This is a genomic window from Mesobacillus foraminis (assembly GCF_004340465.1).
Taxonomy (GTDB): Bacteria; Bacillota; Bacilli; order Bacillales; family Cytobacillaceae; genus Mesobacillus_B; species Mesobacillus_B foraminis.
The window spans coordinates 1-21,427 of record NZ_SLVV01000013.1; the positions used below are offsets into that span (position 1 = coordinate 1).

The window sequence follows — 21,427 nt, forward strand, 5'->3', positions numbered from 1 at the left end:
TTGTTTAAAATCCACTTTGGAGTCCTCCTTGGTTAACTAAGTTAGGGGTCATTTCGCCACACGATTTGACACCCCGCATCATACCAAGAGGGCTCCTTTTATTTCATGTCCCCGAAAATCCTTCTAACAGGAATGCTCCTTTTTTACCTTTTGTATATATTATAAACTAAATTCAGCTTGAATTCTGTCTTTCTGTGTTCCCTTAATACACATTCCTTAAAGCTTTTTTCTCTAAAAATTTTTATAAAAAACCATAAAATACAATAGTTAACAAATAAATAGGATAATAATTTTTTACCCACAAAAATGAAGAGTGTCTAAATCATCACTAAATTTTTTTACTAATGTGTTTAAACCATTAGCTAAAGCAAGTTTGGTTATATCCACAAAAATTACTGATACTACTTTCGGGAAACCGTCTCCTTCAATATTATATATGAGCGTATCCTCATTACCATTTTGAGGTAATGGATACACAAGTGAGGCGAGCTTACAATGGGTAACACGGGAACCAGCCATTACTTGGTACACATCATTGTTTTTGGGTTGTCTAGACCAAATTTTATATTTAGCATCAAGGAGGAATTTAGTACACTCCTTCTGTAAAATACGAATGTCCGGTGAAGTGTCAATTTTGTTTATCGCTCTTGTCGGAACTTCCCTACTTGCCAGTTGCATTAATGTTATTGGTTTATCAGAATATTGATATTTCTTACTTCTTAAGCAATATGTTCTAATAATAAGCTTCACTAGGTTTTCGAAAATTTTGGCTGAATCCCATAAAAAGCCCCTTAATTCCAGTTCTCCTGTATTATGTTCTAAGCTTTTATTTTGCAATATAAGCTTAGAAAGGTCCAATGCACCACTTAGATAACTATATTGTGGTGGAAGAAAAGTATTTTCTATTTGAACTATGCTTGGTATTTGGTAAGAAGCGTCGATTGAATTCCCCAAATCTGATAATCGTATCGCTAACTTAGAAGAATAGACTGTTTTTGACAATTCTATAGCTGCTGATTTTAGAATCTGATTAATGATGTTTTCTGTTGTATATTCATCATATTTGCAAGGGATTAAATGTGGCTTTAATAAGTGATTAATAAATTGGGTGGAATCATAGGAACCTCTGTAATAAGGAATCCTTTCCCGCGTTTCCTTATATGAACGAGGAAGGCCTATATTAATACCCTGTTCTAATGAGAATAAAAAAGTTTCAGCCATTAGATCTGGTAAGAACGCTTCGGATTGTTTTGACGAAGTAAATTTATTGTCAAAAAACTTTTCTTGGTTTAATAATATTAGCGCTCTAGTTAAAGCCACCCTCCAATCACTTGTTTTTTCTTTACCTATTAAAAATTTAGGTACAACTTCAATATGTAGATTATTCATTTTAATAAAACCTGTAATTCCCTTTGCATAGAGATAAAGTATACACTCAGTTTTAACTACTTCAAATGGTGCAAAAGATAAATTTAACTTTTTCTTCCAAGCAGCACTCAAATCTATAAACTCATTATAAACATTAGATGCTTCGTCTTCACTAGACAAAGTTATAATGAAAGGATCTTTACCATACTCCTCTAAAAGAATAGTTTCTTTACTCATGTTGCTAAAAACCTCATTATTTTTGCTATCTTATCTTTATCTTTTATTTTTTTTATTTTCCCTTTTTCAATAACTGAAATAGGACTACCGTTTTTTTCTCTAAATTTATATGGATAAAAATTATAAAAAGATGTATCGGACATAGCTTCCTCAATTTTCAAGAAATCAATTATCTTTTCTTGTCTATTTGCGAACCTCTCGAATAATTGAGGTAATATTAACCCATCCCAAGATGATGCTAAGCTATTAAACCCTTCTTCTTCCCCATCAGTATCTCCAACATTTAAAATGTATGCATGTCCCAATTCAAAGTCTAATCCTAACATTTCTGCAATAAAATCATTTACCCGCTTTAACAATAGATAAGCTGTTTCTTTTGCACTCCAATTATCTGGTTTTGTAATATCCAATGCATTTATGTTTATTTTAAATCGTTCTTCTATGAAGGGATAATCTGGCCCAAATTCAATTTTTTTAAATCTTCTTGCTAAGGCAGTATCTAAAGGAGCTACCGCGCGGTCAACTGAGTTCATACTAGCAATTATATAAATTGGAAAAGGCAAGTAATAAGGGAATGGTATTTCTAATTTACTACCATCGACTAAAATGACTTCTTCTGTTTTTTCTCCGTTCACTTTAAGTTCAGGAAGGGGAATTGGAAGTTTCATTGTATTGGGATTACCACTACTATCTATAGCCCTTTTATCTGCTTCTAAAAAGGTGAGAAACTGACCAAAAATCCTTGAAACATTCCCTCTATTCATTTCATCAATAAATAAAATACCTCGGTCATATTGACCTTTAGGACTAATACTGATAGCCATGTCCATAAATGTACCTAGTTTAGGTTTTAGGGTAAAGCCTCCAGCAACTGGCTCCATCTGCTTACCTATTACAAACTCCTCATAATTAAAGTTTTGATGAAATGTTAACCACTCTATTCTATTATTACCTTGGAATTTTTTTAAAGGGTTATCCTTTAATACAAAAGGATTAACTGCATCGTGTGTAAAAATTAATGAATCTGCAATTGGCTTTTTCATATTTTCCCATAACCATTGCATCGCAAATGTTTTCCCTGTTCCTGGAGGCCCATATAGTAGAACGTTTAGATTAGTTTCGAGTTCATCTAGTATTTCTGCTATGTATTCAGGGATTTGAGAACCATCATCATTAAAGAAAATAACCCCAGTTCTATTGCCAATAAACATTTGCTCAAGTCCTACGCCCGTTGGCCAAGAATGTGGAATTGTACTACTATTTATAAAGCCAGCATGATATTCGCCATCAATAGTTCTAACTATGTAGATTTGTAAATCATCTGCATTTGTAACCGAGGATGCACCCTTTGCCCCACTTGGCATTTGTGGAAATCCATTTATTGTATTATCCCAAGCTGGATGCCGATTTTGATGTATAGCTTGATTAGTTAATCTATAATCCTCTCTATTTGACCTTGGGTCAAATTCAATCTGAGAGCTTTTATCGGGCTGTCCAATAGTATCAGCAGTAATAGTAAAAGTACTTCTACCCTTGTGATCTAAAAGTTTGGGCGTTTCTACTCCAAATTTCAGAAATTCCATTAACCTTGCATGATCTATAGCTAAATTTAGCCAGGTTTGTCCTCCTCCACCTTTTAATGACCCTTTATCTCTATCAATATTATACAGGTCACTTGGTAATATTTTTTTATAAAAAATCGCATCAATAAATTTCATATTTTCTCTCCCTAAGAATTAAGTGGTAAAATCTTCCCATTCCAATTATACCTTTTAAATAACTTTATCCAAAACAAAAAGCTAAGGAATTGACCCACCTTAGCTTTTTTTTCTCACCCAAAACAAATATTCATTTATCTCGTTTTTTAATTTGCTTTTGTTACTTCTAAATCTTTTATAGGTAAACTTGCGTAAACTTACTTCTCCAAATTCAGAAAATAGTTCAATTAATTCATCTGCTGATAATAGTCCATCTTCACTATAACTAATTAAGAAATTAGGACAATCCATTTTAGAAAATATTTGCCTAAATGAATCCCTAATTTTTACCTTAGAACAAAAGTTAGAATATTGGTCGCGCCAAGGCCTTAACCCGCTGACTCCTGCTGCTTCGGGTTCGTCCCCCCTTGCTATTGTTTCTAATATATGATAGTTCGCTGCATATTGTCTTTTCATATAAGGCGGATCAATATAACATAAATCAGCTTTTATAATTGATGCAAGTTCCTCTGCGTAACCTTTATAAACTGTGTGGTCACCTGCATTGTTTTGTTGTGAAAATAAATTTTGTTTGTAACTTGGCTCCAATACGAAATTATCTAAGGCAGATTTTACTATATTGGAATGAAAATGGCCATATGTTCCTGATATATTTGCCACTGGATTTACACTTAAAATAACATCATGTTTTATTAATGCCAATTCTTTTTCATTAATTAGGTTTTCAGCATCCCATTCATTTATTTTTTTTATTATAGAATCAATTTTTTTTGCATTTTTGCTTGTAAAATACATCCGCGGAGCTTCACCATTAGCCGGCTTTCCTTCTGGAGAAAACTCCTTAAAAAAGTATCCTTCTATTGGTTCAAGAGTATTTAAAAGATCAATCACCGCTTCGTACCTTAACTCTCTAGGAACACTTTTTAGTAAAGATTCTTTTTGAGTCAACTTTGCAAAATCAGGTTGTTCATCGATTAATAAATTGACAATAGCATGATAGTACGAATATGTCATTATATCTGACGCAATAACATTGTAACCTTCATTCTTTAATGCAAGAGATACACTTGCAGTTCCACACATAATATCTGCTACAGTTCCTTTAGAGCCAATTATTTTTTTTACATCATTAAGAATTTCATGAGTTAACTTTGTTTTGTTTCCTATATAGCGGTACATATACAATTACTTCCTTTTTCTAATTTCTAGTAGGCTTTCTTAGGTGTTATGACTGTTCCATCCGGTAGGGTTAAAGCACTTATAGCTTTTAGCTGTTGTGCGTTTTTTATCGTTTCATTTATAATCATACATTCCTCTTCACTCAAATGATACAAACCTGCTACTAGCCTTTCTATCTCAAGGTCTAATTCGATATCATATGAATCTAACTTTAAGAGGTTGCTTACAGCAATGTGTATAGCAGTTGCTTGTTTTACTTGATGTTCAGATTTTAAATTGATTTTGGGAACAGGTAATTGCTTGATTATTTTTTGAGTAATATAAGCGTGGGATTTCCACTCATTGTCTCCATATTTTTTAAGGTAGTAATACAACATAACTCTAGAATTTAATACACCCAATAAATATTCATGCGAGAAAGCATTACTGTTATTCTCATTAATTTTAAAATGGAAAACAGTTTGAGTTGTTAAATATCCCGTATTATCATATGAAGCGTTTATCCCAACTCCTGTTTTTCTTATTATAATTTTAGGTGATAATATTTTTTCCTTTTGTTTATAATTAATCCCTGGAACTCCAGTCTTTATATAATGTGTTGGTTTGATATTATATCTTTTAACATCTTCTCCAGCAACCAGCGGAACCCAAGAATCATTCGGCACCTTCGAAACAATATATTCAATATTCTCGTTCCCTAAATTAATTAGTGCCCCACAGTTTTCACACTGTACCTCATCCACTACTTTTCTTGGTTTTGGTCTATAATGCTTACAAGTTGAACATTCTATAACAGCACCTTTTTTTGATAGCTCTACACCCCGACCTGTGGAGAGTAATTCCCAGTTGAGTTTATCCTTTTCAATTTTTTTTAAAATATTTTCCTCTTCATTTCTAACATCAATATCAAATCTATACTCTGAATCCGAATAGAACCTGGATTGTTTTACAGAGTGTTCCAATTTTGCTTCCGCTACACTCAGATCTAAATTTTCTCTTAATACCTCATTGCGTATACTCTTGTTTAATCTAATGCATTTGGTTATTGAATCTTTACTAGGTTTTTTCTTCTCCAATATTATTACCACGCAAGCTCTATAAACATTGGGAAAGAACCCTTCGCCAAGCCTAGTAATCATTTTTATCTCTGTATTTTCTAATAAAAATTTACGTAACCTTTGATGTTCAGGCAAAAAAATAGAATCCGGCAATATAAAAGCCATCAATGCATTATTAGCGACAATACTTATACTCATTTCTATGAAGAGTTCATAAATGTCAAATTGTCCTTTGGCAAGTGTATATCCATATTTCTCTAAAAAATCACGGCTATGTTTGACGTTTGCTCCCCATGGCGGGTTAGCTATTGATGCATTTATTTCAAAAAATGAATTATCACTTAATATTCTATCCCAACCTTCCGAAAACTTAGTTCCGCTTAAAGGAAGGATAGCATCAAAATTTAGGATTTTGTGATTTCTTACAAAAAAATGGTTAATTTGGTTAAGTTTTTTATTCGCATCGCTAACGGCATCAGAATCAATGTCTACCCCTAATGTGTAAAGGTCCTTAGTTAAATTTAAGCTTTTTAAGGACACCTTTTCTATTTTTTCAATTTCATCAATAACGACCTCATAAATTACTTTTTCAAAAGCCGATAGTAATGAACCATCGCCACAAGCTGGATCCAACACCCGTTGTTTTAATAATTTATTTATGACATAATACTTTCTATTTAAGATTGTTTCTTTTAGATTTCCTTCAAATACCTTAACAGCTTCTTGTTCATATTTTTCTTTCAGAAAACGAACCAGAACCTTTGCGACATACAATGCTAAACTGTCGGGAGTGTAAACTGCTCCTAATTCACTCACTTTATCGATTAATTGGTTCGGCATACACTTTACCCCCCGTTACTATAAATGTTTTTACAACTTTACTATTATATAATAAATCGACAATTAACGCACATATGTTTCATTATTGATAATAATTGACAATATGCAAACATCATAACGTAAATATTGTTTTGGATATCCAGAATTCTCCCTTAAAAAAGACATTATAATGTCCTTTGCTTGTGAAACTTAAGACTTTCCGTTAGCTTAGGATAAGCAGATTTTATTGTGATTCATTTCTTGAGCAGAGATATATTTTGAAATAAGGAATATTTATTTTGTAAACCACTCTTAAATGTATTTTACAAAAACCATATAAAAAGGAAATTGCCTTAGGGACAATCTCCTTTTCTTCACATTAACAAAAATATCGTCAAACTGAGTTCATGTTTTCACGAAGGTTATGAGAAAAATATGTTATTTCTTTTTTTGTATTCGTCTTTCTCGCTTTTTAATTTTATCTAATTCATTTTGCATCTTTTTCTTATAACCTGGTTTAACCTTTTTAGGTTTTTGTACTAAACTTCGTGTTTTTTCATCTATGTCGTTAGTTTGCTTTTCACGTTTCTTTCTTTTATTTCTATCATCCAGAACAATCCATTCATTATTTTTAATATCAACATGCTTAAATTGAATACCCATTTTTTCAAGTTTGTTCAATGCATCCTGATCCGATTGATCATAAATGGTTAAAGCTGTTCCTGAATATCCTCCTCGGGCTGTTCTTCCCACCCGATGGATATAAAAATCTAAATCGGAAGGTAACTCGAAATTAATTATATGACTTACCCCTTCAATATCAATCCCACGGGCTGCAAGATCAGTTGCAATTATAAATTGAAAATCCAGATTTTGAATTTGCTTCATGATTCTCTTTCGATCTCGTGGAGAAAGATTTCCATGAATCCTGCCAACTTTTAGGCCTCTCGCAAGAAGAGCATCAGCCAACTCGTCTGCTTTTTTCTTTGTATTCGTAAAAACAATAGCTAAATATGGATTAAACAAATTCAATGCTTTGTATGTTAGTTCAACTTTATCTCTGTGTCTTGAAGGTAATAAAGAATGAGTAAGATACGAAGCTGAAACCTGCTGAGGTTCAACATGAATATAATTTGGGTTTTCCATATACTTTTTTAAAAATGGTTTAAGCTTATCTGGAATGGTTGCAGAGAAAACATACATTTCTAGATCACTTGGCATTTTACTAGCTACCTTATCTACATCCAATATAAATCCCATATCAAGCATCAAATCAGCTTCATCTACTACAAGCATCTGTGCAGTATGAACAAATAATGCTTTTTCTTGGACTAAGTCATTAATCCTCGAAGGTGTTCCTACGACAATATGTGGTTGAATCTTAAGTTTCTCAATGGAACGAGCTTTATCAGTTCCTCCAATATAACAACGAGTAACAATTTCCTCATCGTCATTACCATATTCTGTTATCTTAAGGATTTGATGATATATCTGATTAGCTAACTCACGTGTAGGTGCTGTTATTACTGCTTGAACTTCTTTTTTAATTGGATCAATTTTTTGCAAAATAGGCAGTATGTAAGCGAAGGTTTTTCCAGTCCCCGTTTGGGATTGGCCGATTGCACTTTCCCTTCTTAATACAATCGGAATCACCTTCTCTTGAATTTCTGTCGGTTTTTGATAACCCATATCCTCGATTGCGTTGATTATAAAGTTTTTCAAGTTATACTTTCGAAATTGTGAACCTGTCATATTGTAACTCCTATCAGTTCTTATTTAATTCCATTCTGCCATTATAACCAATAGAAATAGTTATAGCGAAAAAATAAAATCGCATGCTCGTAATATTTTTAATTATAGTTGAATTATATTGGGGGTACTCAAACCCTTACAAGAAAACGGTCATGACCTTAGCCAAACAGTCAGAGAGATGACCAGGAGGCTACAACTCCACACAGAGGAGGGAGGGGAATATATGCACCGTATGCGAGATGGAGAGAAGTAAGAAGTAGCTGAAATATATTTAGCCCACCTACTCCTCCAGTGTTACTCCCATTATCAACTTCTCCCTCAAAGTCCTAAGACTGTCTTCAATATTCGTGACATCAACAAAAAACAAGCTCACCTTGGTTTCGACTCTATGGTTCTGGTGATAAGATTCAAAGCTAATTTCGGCGTCCTGTATTTCCTCGTTTACTGGGTATAGCAACCAGATCTCCGGTGTATTGTATTTCTTAGAGTATGCAAACATCTGATACATATCTGCTTGTGAGATTCCGTAATTTTGCCTAGGTTCGTTGGTTAGTAACTTCCATTTTGTATCTAAAACAATCGTACTCTGATCCTGACGTGTTATTACAAGATCCGGTCGCAAGGCAAATTGTCTCGGACGATTAAATAAATAATGCCCTTTATCCTGGGTGGATACTTCCCATGGAAGGTCAGCTAATGCTCGCTTTAGATTCTTAGCGACATAAGCTTCAAAGACTTTCTCCATTGGGAACAGGAGCGCTCTTGCTGTCGTATGACCAGAAAACGTCGTAAAGCTTTGATCTAATAGAAAAACCTTTGACCAGCGTATTAGCATTTCGTAATTCTTTGTGTTGCGATCGATGACAACACGGGAAAAATCCTTTGTATAGTTCTTAGAAGGTTCAACCATTTCAAAATGAGGGAGCAACTGCCTAATACCTTTGATGTTAGTGGAACTAGTTGATAATTTTTGCAATTTTAATAATGTAGCCTTAATTAATCGATTCTCAGCCCGATTAGCATCAAATTCATCATAGCTCATATAAAATTGTTCTTTATGAACCATATTTTTCTTAATTTGCTCCCGAACGATTAACTTTCCTTTATAATAGTTCAAGTTATCCTTAACTGGTATATAGGCTGAACTAAACCCTTTTTTGACTAGGTTACGCACTTCATGTATGTACATATTGATAAATATCTCATAAAGATTCATTTTATCCATCTTTAAATTAGAATCGTTAAATACCTTGCTCGGAAAGTCTTTCATACTCCTTAGCATACGTATAAAAGTCTTTTTTATATCCTCCAAGTTACTTGAGAAAACTTTCGGAAGAATCTGGACCTGAAACCCATTGCTCATTTGAATTAGTCCTACATAGTTTTTCGCCTGGATCACCTTGCCAACATGGCGCCGTAGGCTAATTTTCAAAAAGTCTATCGCATCAGCTTGGTCGTCCTTACTAAAAGCCAATATAAAGTTTTCAAGTTCATTAAAGGTTTCTTGATTTAAATACTTATAATGAGGATCGTTTCGATAATCCTCATTACAGGTTATGGACTCAAACTCACGAACTTCCAACAGCTTGTCCATTTTTTCACCACTTTAATAGATTAGTTTGTAACTTTCTGACTGATAAAAAGCATCCGTTTGAATTAAATATTTCTTTTCAGGTAAGTCAATATCGAGATTACCCTTGAACACTTCTTTTATCTTGAGGTCTGTATCCAAAATAAATTTATACGCGGGATTATCCTTAGCGTTATCTCCTAACACAAGTTGAACTTTACTATAATCCTCGTAAAAATACTCTTGGAGCAAAGGGATGATTGCATTCAAAAAGATACCTGCAAGGTTTTCTACCGACGGATCCTTTGCTAAAGAGGTAAAGTAGGCATGACCAATGGTATGCTCGCGGTCATATAAGTACTCAATACGTTCATTTATTGTTTTTAACATTTTCGGCACATCGATTCCTTCAATATTCTCGATATTTAAAGCCTTCAGGACGTTCTCATCTGGCATCATTTCAATGAACTTGAACCTTCTTCTTAAAGCCGTATCCATCAAAGCAATCGATCGATCGGCCGTATTCATCGTACCAAGGATGTAGACATTATTCGGAACGCCAAATTCATCTCCGGTATAAGGAAGAAGCGCGGTTGCAGCCTCGTCCTCTCCAATTCTTTTCGTTGGTTCAATTAAGGTAATTAATTCCCCAAATATTTTTGAAATATTTCCACGGTTGATTTCATCAATAATAAAAACGTAAGGGTCCTTATTTTCCTCCACGTTAATTTCGTGACTCTGAGTGTACTTCTCAATCAAAGAGGTCACCTTTTTCAGCTCCATCTTTCGTAGTGGATAGACGGTTTTTCGATCTAACTTTGTCTGCTTGTTGAGTTCGTAAATATCCTCAGCAATATTGGTTTTAATCCACTTTACTTTTCTCGTCCTTGGATATTTTTCATAGGATGGATCGTATTGATAAGGTCCCGTGATTACGCCAATGGCGTCAATTGATGTGTTGCTTCTTTGGATTAAAACAAGGTCTCCTTCCTGCATTTCCTCCTGAAAATTTAATAAAATTCGTCTTTCTTTATCATTCAACTTTTCCGTTTCGTCTGTTACTTTTTCATCGACATTTGCCCAACCAATTTTAATATAATCATTTTGAAAACAATCTTTCTTCAGGTCCGTTTGACCCGTGCCTCCGAGGAGAAGATTCCATACGACGGGATTTTCACGAATTTCAAGCGAGGAAGTCTGGACCTTTATTCCCTTCGCTTTTTCACAGAATTTCTTAAAGATCCCAGAAGCATACTCATATTTGATATCTGCTAAAGCATCCTCCCCCTGCTGACTAATCACAGGCTTAATACCTTCTATAAATTCTTCATAACTGTAGGATTGGTGGAAGGTGGTAAACGCAATTTGGCCTTCGGATTTGTAAGTTAGGTACCTTTCAAAAACGGAAGCATAATCCTCACTTTGAATAATTTCTAGAGGTTTATTTTCAATAATGGAAACCGCGTACGTAACTGTTTTGTAGGTCTTTCCAGTCCCAGGGGGACCATATAAAATCATATTCTTATTACTTTTCCCCATAGACTTTTCCCCTCCATTGCCCCCATCAATAGTTCTGGGCATAGTAAACCCCTCTTTATTTATATCAATCCCAAGTGCTAATTGATAATATGGCATAAGTGCTTCCACCGCTTGTAACATCCCACGAACAATTCCTGGATCGTTATGAAATTCTTCTTTAATATCACTTCTAGTAATCACACGGGCCATTTGTATTTTTTTATATGTACCGTCCTCTACTTTCTGCTTAATTTCTTTTGTAGATAGACCTAGCTCTTTCATTTCTGTTTCAGATTGGTTGCCGTTTAATATATAGAATAATTTATCCGTGGCATCGGAGATATCTTTATTTAAAAGCCAATGATGCTTCGTATAATCTTCTTTTGAACTTTTAGCTTCATTCAATTCGACTGAGAATTTGAAACGTGCCTCTTCATCCACAATTTCAGCAAATAAAGACAAACTAGTAGGGGATTCGTTATACCCGTCAAACTTAAGTTGCCTCCAAAGATACTTTCTGGCTCTGTTGTTCCCTCCGTTTAACCATTTGGAAACTCCATATTTCTTCAGCCCAAATCTGATTTCACATAATTCAGCCATTTTATCTAGTTCCATGACGGCAGCACCACCAGCAGCCTTAATATCCAAAAAATGTTGTTTTTTAGATCCTTCTGCTTTTTCAGGGCTTTCATAGACTTGCCCTCCATAGGTATCCAAATAATCTAAAATGGACATACATTTAATATTATTCATAAATTCATTTGAACCCTTGTTATTAAATATAGCGGTGTAATTCGTTACAATAAACTGTTTCACTTCTTTTATTGTCCTAAGACCGAAAGGTGTTTGTACGAGATTATCTAAATTTAGCTCTGGTTCTTCTTTCAAACCATTGAACTCACCATGGTATGAAAGCCGCCTAGTTGTCCCCTCTCCTTGTCGAAGATAATTATATGTATGGTTATGATGATCTGCATTACACCATTGAGAAACTCTAGCGCTGTCAACATTTTGTTTACAGAGCTCCTGAGCTTTTTTCTGAATCTCACTCTGTTTAAAATACATCATTTCTTTTGTAGGCCTGTCAGATCGATTAAATGTCTCATAGGCAAGTATTGCGGTTGCAAGCCATACCGCTGTTGGAGCGTCCTCTAGTTTTTTCATGATCAAGGGTTTAGAGTATTCCAGAGCCGGATACAACTCCTTTAATGCCTCTGCCAGTGCAGGCCTAAGCTTCCATTCGAAATTTCCCCTTTTTCGATCGTTTGCTTCTTGTCCATAAAAGAGAATATACCAATACACATCGGCATCAGATCCGTCTCTCGTAGGTAATTTTTCAATTTCTAGCTTCTTTGCTATTCTTCTGGCTAACCCAGTGGCTAAACCAATATAGTATTGAGGCGTCTCCCCAAGCTCTTCACTTACTTCCTTACAGGTAGCCGCATGATTGTCAAACGAATAAAGGCATTTCATATGCTCAAGGTTGTTCTCATTAAAAATGCTAGTGTCCAGAAGAAGCTCCTTCCACTGTTCTTTTGAAATATCCACTTCATAATTATAATACCGCGGATAAGCTTCATCGATTTTATCCTGTAAGTTCATCAAGGTCACCTCTCATTGGATTGATTCTGTCTATAAATATGTACTTTCAGGTATGGCCCATCACCATTCCATATTTAGGATATCTTCACTAGTAGAATCATACCATACTCCTTTTCTCCACACCGATGCTTTAAATATCGCATTTGTACCAATTCAATAACAAAATCCTACAGAAATACATCGGTCCAGTGTAATAGTTTATGTTACATAAATTAACACGTAGTGTATTAAGCCCAACCCCTTCAAATTATTAGTATAATCCCTATCAAAACGCGGGCCGCTAGCAAAACTAGTTACAACATAGAATACTCTCTATACTGCAACTTTTACATTTCCTTCGTATAAAATTTTTTCAATATCCTATAGTCACCTTTTAGACTAGCATATTGCTTCCTCCCTAGTTCAATTTATTAATCATCCAGCTGCTGCTCTCATAGAAATGCTATCTGCTTATTGGAGTGTTTCTACTAGTCCCATATTAAGGATATGAATTTTCACGCCTTTTGCAAATAAAACCTTAACTGTTTTGAATACCTTGCGCTGCTGATCTAACAAATCTATCTAGTTGGTTACCTACCAATTTGTTGCCTTCTGGTAATGCGTTATGAAGACTGTTGAACTCAGGTATATTATTTTAGTGCCAGTTAATTTCCCTTATGTATAACCTTGCATCCTTACGTTAGTAATTTTTGGTTTGAACCAATAAGTCTTGTGCTATTGTAGAAACCTTGAATATCATCATTAGGGCACTGCCTTTCTTCACATACTTTTATCTCGAAAGTTTAAAAACTAGACCCCAAAAGGTTGTTTTCACTCTATCTATTGGGGTGTAAAACAGACTACTTTTTAGCACGTTTAACGAAAATTATGTTAATAAGTTATACTGGATTATTAACTAGCTAGAGGTTAGTGAAATAGGGGTAGTTAGGTCTTTTATGAAAAGAGGACAGTTTTGGAACACTGGATTTTGGTTTCAAGCCCATAACTTTATATCACCAGAGTTAAAAGAAGAAAAGGTAGTTCTCACTATATTTTACAATATATGTTAGATTATTTAAAATATAAGAGGATAAAATAAAAGAGATACATTATTTTTAAGGGTATCATTTAAGATCACAACTTCGAGGTGAGATAAATTGAATCAACTGGAACCAGTTACAGTAACTAAATATGAAAAGGTAAAGCCAACGGATTATTGGACTTTTTTCTGTAATCCAAGGAAATGGTATATTGATGAATTTATATTATCTGGAGAAATTAAAGATAGATTTACTGTTTCTGATTATCATAGGAATGATTTCAAGGCAGGACAATTAGGCGTTATAAGGGTTGGGACCGATAGGAGAACAAAAAAACAACTTGCTGGTAAGAAAAGGCTGGATAGAGGTATTTACGCAGTAGTAGAAATATTAGATGCAGCAAAACTAATGAAAGGTACACATAAAGAATATTGGGAAGATGAAGGAGATGCTGATAAATTAAGATATAGAGTGCCAATACGATATATAAAGAGATTATTAAGGACGCCCATCCTTTTAGAAAACCTAGACCTTTCGGCAGATGAATATGATAAATTCTTAATTGAAGGTCAACAAGGTTCATCCATGCCATTAAACCCTCTGGCTTTCGAAAAAATAATAGATATAGTTGATGGATCAGAAACCTTAGAGTTTAACTTTAATGAATCCAATAATGACACTATTAGCATTGCAAAACTAGAGAAAGAATATTTTGACGCTGTTCCTGTGGTTAAAGAAAGAGTGAGTAAATATATTGAAAGAGGATCAATAGCACAGGAATACAAAAGAAGAACAGGCTTTAAATGTCAGGTTTGTGAAGCTTTAGGTCTTAATCCATATTCCTTCAAAAAACCTAATGGTGAGTACTACATTGAAACACATCATGTCATTCCTGTATCAGAATTGCAGGCGGGTTCTTTATCAGTGGATAATCTAATAACTGTATGTGCCAATCATCATAGGCAGCTACATTATGGGGATGTTCAACTTATTGAGAATACTGATGATAAATTTGCTTTTAGTATTGATAATAGAAGATTAGAAGTTAAAAAGGTAAAAGGTGCATAAACAAACTGATCTTATTTTCAGCTTGTTGTCTCTAAAAAGTCCAGGAATACTTTGATAGTTCTGTCTCAGGCAATTACAATAGGGTAGAAACAACTGCTAGTAAAAAACACCGATAGGTAATCATCCTTATTGATAAGTATTGGTACACTATGACTAGCGGGAAAGAAAAAAGCATTTGTTGCCATATTGCAACGAATGCTTCTAATTATCTATGCCTGTTTTTGCTTATTATAAATCAAAAAGATATAGATGATTCTGCAACAAGGGGATTTACTTAATTATTATCTGTGTTTTAAGGTTAATTTACTCCAGGATCCAAACCATGTCATATAGTTACAGTGAAAAACAAATATTGCCAACCCTTAAGGTAAAACTCCATGAAACAGCAAAATGAAATAGTAGGTATTGGGTACAGTCCTAACTTTGTTGTCCATATGAAGTAAGGTTGGCTCTATTCCCATTTCCACAAGCTTTTCCCATAAAGATTCCATTGCTTTTGATGGATTTGCATAAAAAGCACTTCCTCGTATCCGCCAAAATGTCCAACCCACTCTTTCAAGCACCCTCTGTCTATCCATGTCCTCTTCCCATTTATCAAGGCCGTGCCACTGATCGCCATCACACTCAACAGCCAAGCGTGTTCGCATACCTTCAATTACTAGGTCAATTCGCTTCCCAAGAGTTCCAACTTTTACTTGTGGAATCACTCGATATCCTCTCAATGAAATTAAAGAATACACGTCTCTTTCAAAATTAGAGTCGAATTGATGTTCATATTTGTTTAATTTTTCCTGCACTCTAAATGGATTTTTACAATACTGCAGTAATTTGAATCGAACATCAGTTGGATTCAACTAAATTTTCAATAATTCTCGCTTGGTCATGCCCCTGAAGTGAAATCACACCAAAAGTCTTATTCTGATATTTCCCCACCACATGCCGGATTTTCCTTGCTAAATTAAATCCAGCTTGCATGTGTTTTGCAAAAAATAGGAATGTAAAAATTTGGTTTTCTATCCAGAATATGGACAAGGCTGTTTAATTTATGAATTCCATACAGACCATCCTTAAATGTAAATCCTCCAAAACTTCTCTAAAATGGCAGCACCATTCGATCTATTTTAATACTACAGGTGTTTTTCCTTTAGTTCAATTTCATAACCCTTCAATTTTATATAAATGTTAAGCAAAGTTTTTCGGACATAGAACCTTCCACAAAAGCAGTTTAATTACTTTTATTCTTCCATTTCTTATTGAACCAGCCATAAAGTGTAATTGAGTATGAACGATTAATTATCATCCTCTGTTTGTATTCAACTAAAGCTACCCACCAATTGAAAAAGCCATACGGTTTTATTCAGTAATTTGTATCGTTCTTTATCTTAACTGCTCTAAAAAAATTTAAAAGTTTTTGAACAATAGATATACCTTCCTGAAAAAGGAGTAAACTGCCATTATTTTAGTCGTTTAGTGAAAAATCCTTTTTGATTTGTTCAATTCCTCTATTTGTTATTTCTGCAATATACTTCAATAAATCATCATATTTCTCTCGATTATTTAATTTTTTAAATTTCTCAGCAACACCCTCAAAACCTTGAAAATATTCACTATGATAATTTGGATTATTATAAATTTTAATATATTCAAGATAATCTTTTGCATCCATTTTATCTTTAATTTGAATAAGAATATCATTCCAATTTTTAATTCTATTTTTATGAATAGGCTTTTTTACTCCCAGTTCCTTATTTTCTTCATTTTTAATCTGTTGAATAAATTGTTCTACTTCCAGTATATATTGAAAAAGCTCGTTTCTGTTTTTGCTATCCAATTCCATTAGTATTTTTTTATATTGATTATAACGCACTTTCCTATGATGCAATTTTTCTTCTGTTTTGTTTGTTTCTTTTTTGTTATCAATATTTTCCTTTATAACCTTTCCTCCAGCACTCAAAGCAGTTATTGCTGCCGTAATTTCTTTGCGGTTTTCTATAATTAGTTTTCCTACTTTTTTCCCATTTTCAATAATTGGTCCGATTCTACCCATATGCCCCACCTTTTATTAAAGAGTTAGTTTTATTTTTATGTAATTAAATTCGACGGTGGATAGACCGTTTCCTTTTTATATTAACCTGCTCGTTACTTTAAGTACACTCCTTCACAATCTATCACTTGGAGTAAACACTTCAGCAAAATTGGTGATGATAAAGCGTGTTGTACCAAGCCATATAATTTTTCCTGTTGAATTGCATATGCTACTGAACAATATCTCCTACTATTGTGACTTGTTCATAATATAAAGAATGGCGCTAATATTGTGCTCATGGTTTTTTATGGAATCATCTTTGTCATTGCAAATATTCAAGAGTTATCTAGCCAATCATATATATTACTATGTGGCTATGCCCACTACACTCAAAAACAAATCCGGAAGGCAAAAGCTGTTTGGAGAATTTTTAGAGTGGAACATGATAAGAAAACCGAATAAAAAAGAAAAGCGTCCGGTGGTTAGTCATCAGCTGCAGTACCGTGATTTACGGAATATAATTTTTAAAACAGATTGGAACAAAGATATGAATTAAAGTGCCGGTTGCAACTAGCAACGGTCGCCCAAAGGTTCCTTCAGAATGGTTGGAAATCATTCGGTGAAGACACAAGGGAGCTAGACTGCAAATGCAGGGACGAAAGTCGGGGTTAGTGCGAAATTCTCTTGAACATTTTGTCCTCCGAAAATAGGAGGCAAAAAAATGAATCATCTTTTTCAACAAATTCAGGAATTTGTACAACAATATGGGGTCTTTGGTGTATTCGTTGGATTTGTAACAATCATGGCTGCCTTTTTCCCTAAACAAGGACAACGTATAGGAGAAAGCTTCAAAAAAGAGTTCAGGAAAAATCCCTGGTTGTTTTTACTACTATTCCTTATAATTATCTTGCTTGTTCGTTAAACAAAAGGCTCTCGGAATAATTGAACTATACCCCAGATAGCGGACACTGATAAAAAAGTGCCCCTATCTGGGGTTTTTTGTGTTTCAATAAATTTAGCCAACTACGAACGAAAATGATGTGTAAGAATATTTATACCGAATTCCAAATTAATTTTGCCAAGCAGTTCAAATAATTCATTCTTATTAATAACGGGCGTGGTAAATAAAGGTTCTTTGTGGACAACCTCCCAATAACGTCCAAGGTTAAAATCATTGACAAATAAATACCCTTTTGTCCATCCATCTAGATGAACAATGTTATCCGCCGGTTTTTAGATGAGTAACTCTCCTATAAAGAACGTTGGTCCATGCTCAATGGAAAGATCCTTGTCAAAATCAAGCTGGTTTACATTTCAAATACAGCGTCCAGTTAAGCAGCAACTTATTATCTAAATATAAAATAAAGCGGTAATCGTGCCCCACTTCCTCCATTGTTTTAGGAAAAACGGAAGAAGTCGGCAGATATTCACCTGAGGTAACAAGCACTAATGAAGGCATTAAGGGGAGCTAAGCTTCCGGATATCCAATTCCAAGATCTCCGGCATTTCACATCCAACCATTTTACTTACCGAGATTGTCCATCCCAAAATTGTCAGTGTGAGATTAGGCCATTCCCAAAATACAGTTGCGATCGATATCTATTCACACTTGACGGACTCAATTGAAGGAATTGCAGTTGACCTAAACGTGTTACTCAATTGACCTAATAAAATAAGCCTTACCAGAAGGATAAGGCTTTTTAAACGTTTATTATCTTGTTTTAAAATGGGTAAATTTTATATTTATTCAAATGAAAAATAACCAATGCCTTTACAGATCCCAGCCATGGCAGTCCTTGGCAGGATGTTGACAGTATCCCTCTAAAGGTCTGCCTCTTGTAAGAAAAGACTATCGTCATCTCGTCCCTTCACTATACATTTTAATGAGATTTAAGCGGACAGTGGATGAATTCCCAAGGAAGCGGCCAGTCTGTTCAAATCATCCAGAACCCCTTCTGAAACAGGGATCCCGTTTTCCATCCGGGAAGCTTCCACCCCAAACTCAATTTCCCCAGGAAGATACAGTTCCTCTACCCCTGAGGCACGTTCTGCCTGTTTCACATACTCGGCTAATGTGGAACTCAAACGCCTGAAAGTTCCCACCTCCATGAAGGAGGAGATGTCGATTGCGATCATTAAGTGGGAGATGCTCTGCTTCTGGGTTGTATCGTACATGCTTGGGATCATCTTCGAGAAATCCCCTCCTGACAACACCCCCGTGAGAAGTTCTACCATCAGGGCGAGCGCCCGAATCTCTTAGGCCCTCCAACCGGTAGCACGAATCCCCCATCGAGGACAGCTGATGGGTCGGTTGTGGGGGACCCGTTCTTGTCGGCTCCCCACCCTTCAGGGATGGATACGCCTTTGTTCTTGCAAAGATGATTTTCCGAGGGCCACGTTTGAAAGGGCCATGTCCAAAAGGATTGGGTTCTTGCCATCCGACGGGGCAGCGATGGCCAAGGGATTGTTCCCAAGTACCTTCTCCGCTCCTCCAGTCGGAGGCATGAGAGGGGCAGTGTTGCTCATGACAATCGCAATCATGCCCTTTTCCGCTCCTTTTAAGCATAATGGGCGGCAATTCCGAAATGGTTCGAGTTTTTTACCGAGACAGCCGCAATTCCGAATTCCCTTGCTTTCTCGATGGCAATGTCCATTGCTTTCGTCGCCACCACCTGGCCGGCCGAGTAATGACTGTCTAAAAGGACCGTATCATTCCCTGACCAGAGCATTGGCGTTTTTTTCTTCTCCTGTTTAGATTTTTCGTCATCATCTTAGCTTTTTGAGTTTCTCCATTTTGACAGCAACCTTTTATACTGCTCTTCATTGACTATAGCCGCACAAGTACTTATAAATATAATAACTCTGTGTTTTCTTTTAAAGAGTGTGGTAAATAAGTATTAAATTAAGTTTATTAAACAACGTACATTTTAAATATAATTATTAAACCCTTGCGAGAATTTCAGGAATAGCTATTAAGCTTTCAGGGGAACAATAAGTTAAAAAAATACTAATTTTGGGGGATTTTCAATGATTGAAAAATTTCTATCAAATTTGAAGGCTTGTAATAGCTTTGAAGAAATCACTCTTTATTCAGGTAATCTTTGGTTTTCGGAAGATTCCATCAGCTCTAAAAATAAATACTTTGTCGAACAGGGTAAGGTTTCTCTAAAACTATTACCTACCCCTGAAGTAATATTTGAATCTGATAATTACGACTTGATGTTATTTGAGCAGAAAGGTGCAAGTATTGTTAATAAAATAGGTTATTTAGAAACGGAAAGTTTTTTGGTTGGCAGTATAGATGGTACAAGAAGTTATACATCAGGTATTGGCAAACTTAATACAATTAAAAGTCGAGAAGAAAAAGAAATTACATCTTTAGAATTTTTTATAGTTAACAACTCGGGGATGAATAGTACTCTTATAAACATTGATGATTGGATAATTGAAATAGAACCCGTTAGAAGAGGAAGTCAGGACTCCTTTAATGATTCCTTTGATATAACAAGCATTGGTAAGATTATAAAAAAAGATGGTTCTGTTTTTAAGCCAAAAGAAACTAATTTACTAATGGAAGCTTTAATATGGTTATTTTCATTTGTACACGGCAGATTGATTTCTATTCCAATCTTACAAGGCTTTAATCAAAAGGACTTAATTTGGCATTGTTATTCTAGCGACAAAGTTGATATTTATGAATATCATCATACATGGTATAGGAGTGTAACACCTGAACCTAAAGAATTTAATGAGTTATTTGTTGAATTGAATTATAAGCTTAAGGATGAGTTATGGGAGAACGTTTTAAAACAAGTTCTTAATTGGTATCATACGATTAATTCAAACAACATGCCAGAAGTGAAAATTGTTTCAGCTCAGGTGGCTCTTGAGCTTTTAGCTTGGACATATCTTGTAAAAGATAGAGAAGTAATTGAAGAAGAGGGTTATAAAAAGTTACGAACTTCTGATGCTTTACGTATTTTGTTTTATGATTTAGAAATTAATAAAGAAATAATTACTTTTAACAATGATAATAGGTTAACAAAGTACAAGTCAGATGGTATATACATGTTTACTGACTTTAGAAACAATATAATTCATGCAGATAAAAAGGAAAAATATTTTTTAGATTCGGAAGAGTTATTAGAAACAGTTGTTGGGCATGGTATTGAATTCGTTGAATCAGTAATCTTAAAAATATTAAACTTTAAGGAAGATATCCGTTTTTCTAAAGAAATAATAGAGTTATTGAGGCAGATAGAAAATATGGATTAATAGCTATATATTTAAAACTCTTATGGCTAGCAGGCTGCGAAACAGTAACCCCTTACAGGCTGTCCTGCTCCGGTATCCTACAATGGTGACAGTGGTGAAAAAAGACGGTGCAAAGTATACAAAATAACTACAGGAGATACCGAATTGTTGGAAGGTGTAACTAACAGTTACATCTTTTTTATTTTATTGTCATATATGGTTATGCATCAATTGAATAT

The 21,427-nt window shown here is 34.6% G+C and carries 15 protein-coding genes and 1 pseudogene; 3 read left to right on the forward strand and 13 right to left on the reverse strand.

What is annotated here, in order from left to right; genetic code table 11:
* Window positions 1–294: 294 nt before the first annotated feature.
* The 7 genes from EV146_RS21695 to EV146_RS21725 all read right to left on the reverse strand — a co-directional run bounded on the left by EV146_RS21695 (window position 295) and on the right by EV146_RS21725 (window position 12,767).
* Window positions 295–1,605 carry a 5-methylcytosine restriction system specificity protein McrC gene (locus EV146_RS21695; protein ID WP_132010693.1) on the reverse strand — a complete coding sequence of 437 codons (1,311 nt, stop codon included), beginning with the start codon at window positions 1,603–1,605 and terminating at the stop codon, window positions 295–297.
* Window positions 1,602–3,323, reverse strand: coding sequence for an AAA family ATPase (locus tag EV146_RS21700; protein WP_132010695.1), 1,722 nt, complete (start codon window positions 3,321–3,323; stop codon window positions 1,602–1,604). The genes EV146_RS21695 and EV146_RS21700 overlap by 4 nt, the downstream gene beginning before the upstream one ends.
* Window positions 3,324–3,422: 99 nt before the next feature.
* On the reverse strand, window positions 3,423–4,502 hold the full coding sequence (locus tag EV146_RS21705; protein ID WP_132010697.1) for a DNA adenine methylase: 1,080 nt from the start codon (window positions 4,500–4,502) through the stop codon (window positions 3,423–3,425).
* Window positions 4,503–4,528: 26 nt separating this feature from the next.
* A complete protein-coding gene (locus tag EV146_RS21710; protein ID WP_132010699.1) occupies window positions 4,529–6,400 on the reverse strand; it encodes a TaqI-like C-terminal specificity domain-containing protein in 1,872 nt (623 codons plus the stop codon).
* 417 nt (window positions 6,401–6,817) lie between these two features.
* Window positions 6,818–8,131, reverse strand: coding sequence for a DEAD/DEAH box helicase (locus EV146_RS21715; RefSeq protein WP_132010701.1), 1,314 nt, complete (start codon window positions 8,129–8,131; stop codon window positions 6,818–6,820).
* Window positions 8,132–8,411: 280 nt separating this feature from the next.
* Complete coding sequence (locus tag EV146_RS21720; RefSeq protein WP_132010703.1) at window positions 8,412–9,725, reverse strand: McrC family protein; 1,314 nt, start codon at window positions 9,723–9,725, stop codon at window positions 8,412–8,414.
* A 12-nt stretch (window positions 9,726–9,737) separates the two neighbouring features.
* Entirely contained in the window at window positions 9,738–12,767 is a 3,030-nt protein-coding gene (locus EV146_RS21725) for an AAA family ATPase (RefSeq protein WP_241994007.1), read from the reverse strand.
* Window positions 12,768–13,957: 1,190 nt separating this feature from the next.
* On the opposite strand from EV146_RS21725, the gene EV146_RS27990 reads away from it, so the two are divergent.
* Window positions 13,958–14,908 carry an HNH endonuclease gene (locus tag EV146_RS27990; protein WP_132010705.1) on the forward strand — a complete coding sequence of 317 codons (951 nt, stop codon included), beginning with the start codon at window positions 13,958–13,960 and terminating at the stop codon, window positions 14,906–14,908.
* Between the two features lie 362 nt (window positions 14,909–15,270).
* On the opposite strand, the gene EV146_RS21735 is transcribed toward EV146_RS27990, so the two are convergent.
* Together EV146_RS21735 and EV146_RS21740 are read right to left on the reverse strand one after the other, a co-directional pair.
* A complete protein-coding gene (locus EV146_RS21735; protein WP_132010707.1) occupies window positions 15,271–15,762 on the reverse strand; it encodes a DUF559 domain-containing protein in 492 nt (163 codons plus the stop codon).
* A 605-nt stretch (window positions 15,763–16,367) separates the two neighbouring features.
* Window positions 16,368–16,955 carry a hypothetical protein gene (locus EV146_RS21740; protein ID WP_132010709.1) on the reverse strand — a complete coding sequence of 196 codons (588 nt, stop codon included), beginning with the start codon at window positions 16,953–16,955 and terminating at the stop codon, window positions 16,368–16,370.
* 700 nt (window positions 16,956–17,655) lie between these two features.
* Between EV146_RS21740 and EV146_RS21745 the strand changes: the two genes are divergently transcribed.
* Entirely contained in the window at window positions 17,656–17,856 is a 201-nt protein-coding gene (locus EV146_RS21745) for a hypothetical protein (RefSeq protein ID WP_132010711.1), read from the forward strand.
* Between the two features lie 101 nt (window positions 17,857–17,957).
* Here EV146_RS21745 and EV146_RS28420 read toward each other — a convergent pair whose 3' ends face one another.
* The 4 genes and pseudogenes from EV146_RS28420 to EV146_RS28250 form a co-directional block, all read right to left on the reverse strand.
* The gene (locus tag EV146_RS28420; protein ID WP_373566081.1) at window positions 17,958–18,152 is read right to left on the reverse strand and encodes a hypothetical protein; all 195 of its coding nucleotides are present in this window, start codon (window positions 18,150–18,152) and stop codon (window positions 17,958–17,960) included.
* A gap of 672 nt (window positions 18,153–18,824) precedes the next feature.
* Window positions 18,825–19,169, reverse strand: a complete 345-nt coding sequence (locus tag EV146_RS28425) for an Ldh family oxidoreductase (RefSeq protein WP_132010713.1) — start codon at window positions 19,167–19,169, stop codon at window positions 18,825–18,827.
* A pseudogene (locus EV146_RS28430) lies at window positions 19,169–19,475 on the reverse strand (Ldh family oxidoreductase). The gene EV146_RS28425 and the pseudogene EV146_RS28430 overlap by 1 nt, the downstream one beginning before the upstream one ends.
* Window positions 19,476–19,492: 17 nt before the next feature.
* Window positions 19,493–19,663, reverse strand: coding sequence for an Ldh family oxidoreductase (locus tag EV146_RS28250; RefSeq protein ID WP_132010719.1), 171 nt, complete (start codon window positions 19,661–19,663; stop codon window positions 19,493–19,495).
* A gap of 298 nt (window positions 19,664–19,961) precedes the next feature.
* On the opposite strand from EV146_RS28250, the gene EV146_RS21770 reads away from it, so the two are divergent.
* A complete protein-coding gene (locus tag EV146_RS21770) occupies window positions 19,962–21,209 on the forward strand; it encodes a YopA family protein (protein WP_132010721.1) in 1,248 nt (415 codons plus the stop codon).
* The last annotated feature ends 218 nt before the right edge of the window (window positions 21,210–21,427 follow it).

Bases quoted from the DNA above. Each gene is read 5' to 3' on its own strand.
- EV146_RS21695 (WP_132010693.1), bottom strand. From the start codon at position 1,605: ATGAGTAAAGAAACTATTCTTTTAGAGGAGTATGGTAAAGATCCTTTC.
- EV146_RS21700 (WP_132010695.1), bottom strand. From the start codon at position 3,323: ATGAAATTTATTGATGCGATTTTTTATAAAAAAATATTACCAAGTGAC.
- EV146_RS21705 (WP_132010697.1), bottom strand. From the start codon at position 4,502: ATGTACCGCTATATAGGAAACAAAACAAAGTTAACTCATGAAATTCTT.
- EV146_RS21710 (WP_132010699.1), bottom strand. From the start codon at position 6,400: ATGCCGAACCAATTAATCGATAAAGTGAGTGAATTAGGAGCAGTTTAC.
- EV146_RS21715 (WP_132010701.1), bottom strand. From the start codon at position 8,131: ATGACAGGTTCACAATTTCGAAAGTATAACTTGAAAAACTTTATAATC.
- EV146_RS21720 (WP_132010703.1), bottom strand. From the start codon at position 9,725: ATGGACAAGCTGTTGGAAGTTCGTGAGTTTGAGTCCATAACCTGTAAT.
- EV146_RS21740 (WP_132010709.1), bottom strand. From the start codon at position 16,955: ATGGGTAGAATCGGACCAATTATTGAAAATGGGAAAAAAGTAGGAAAA.
- EV146_RS21745 (WP_132010711.1), top strand. From the start codon at position 17,656: ATGAATCATCTTTTTCAACAAATTCAGGAATTTGTACAACAATATGGG.
- EV146_RS28425 (WP_132010713.1), bottom strand. From the start codon at position 19,169: ATGGTAGAACTTCTCACGGGGGTGTTGTCAGGAGGGGATTTCTCGAAG.
- EV146_RS28250 (WP_132010719.1), bottom strand. From the start codon at position 19,663: ATGCTCTGGTCAGGGAATGATACGGTCCTTTTAGACAGTCATTACTCG.
- EV146_RS21770 (WP_132010721.1), top strand. From the start codon at position 19,962: ATGATTGAAAAATTTCTATCAAATTTGAAGGCTTGTAATAGCTTTGAA.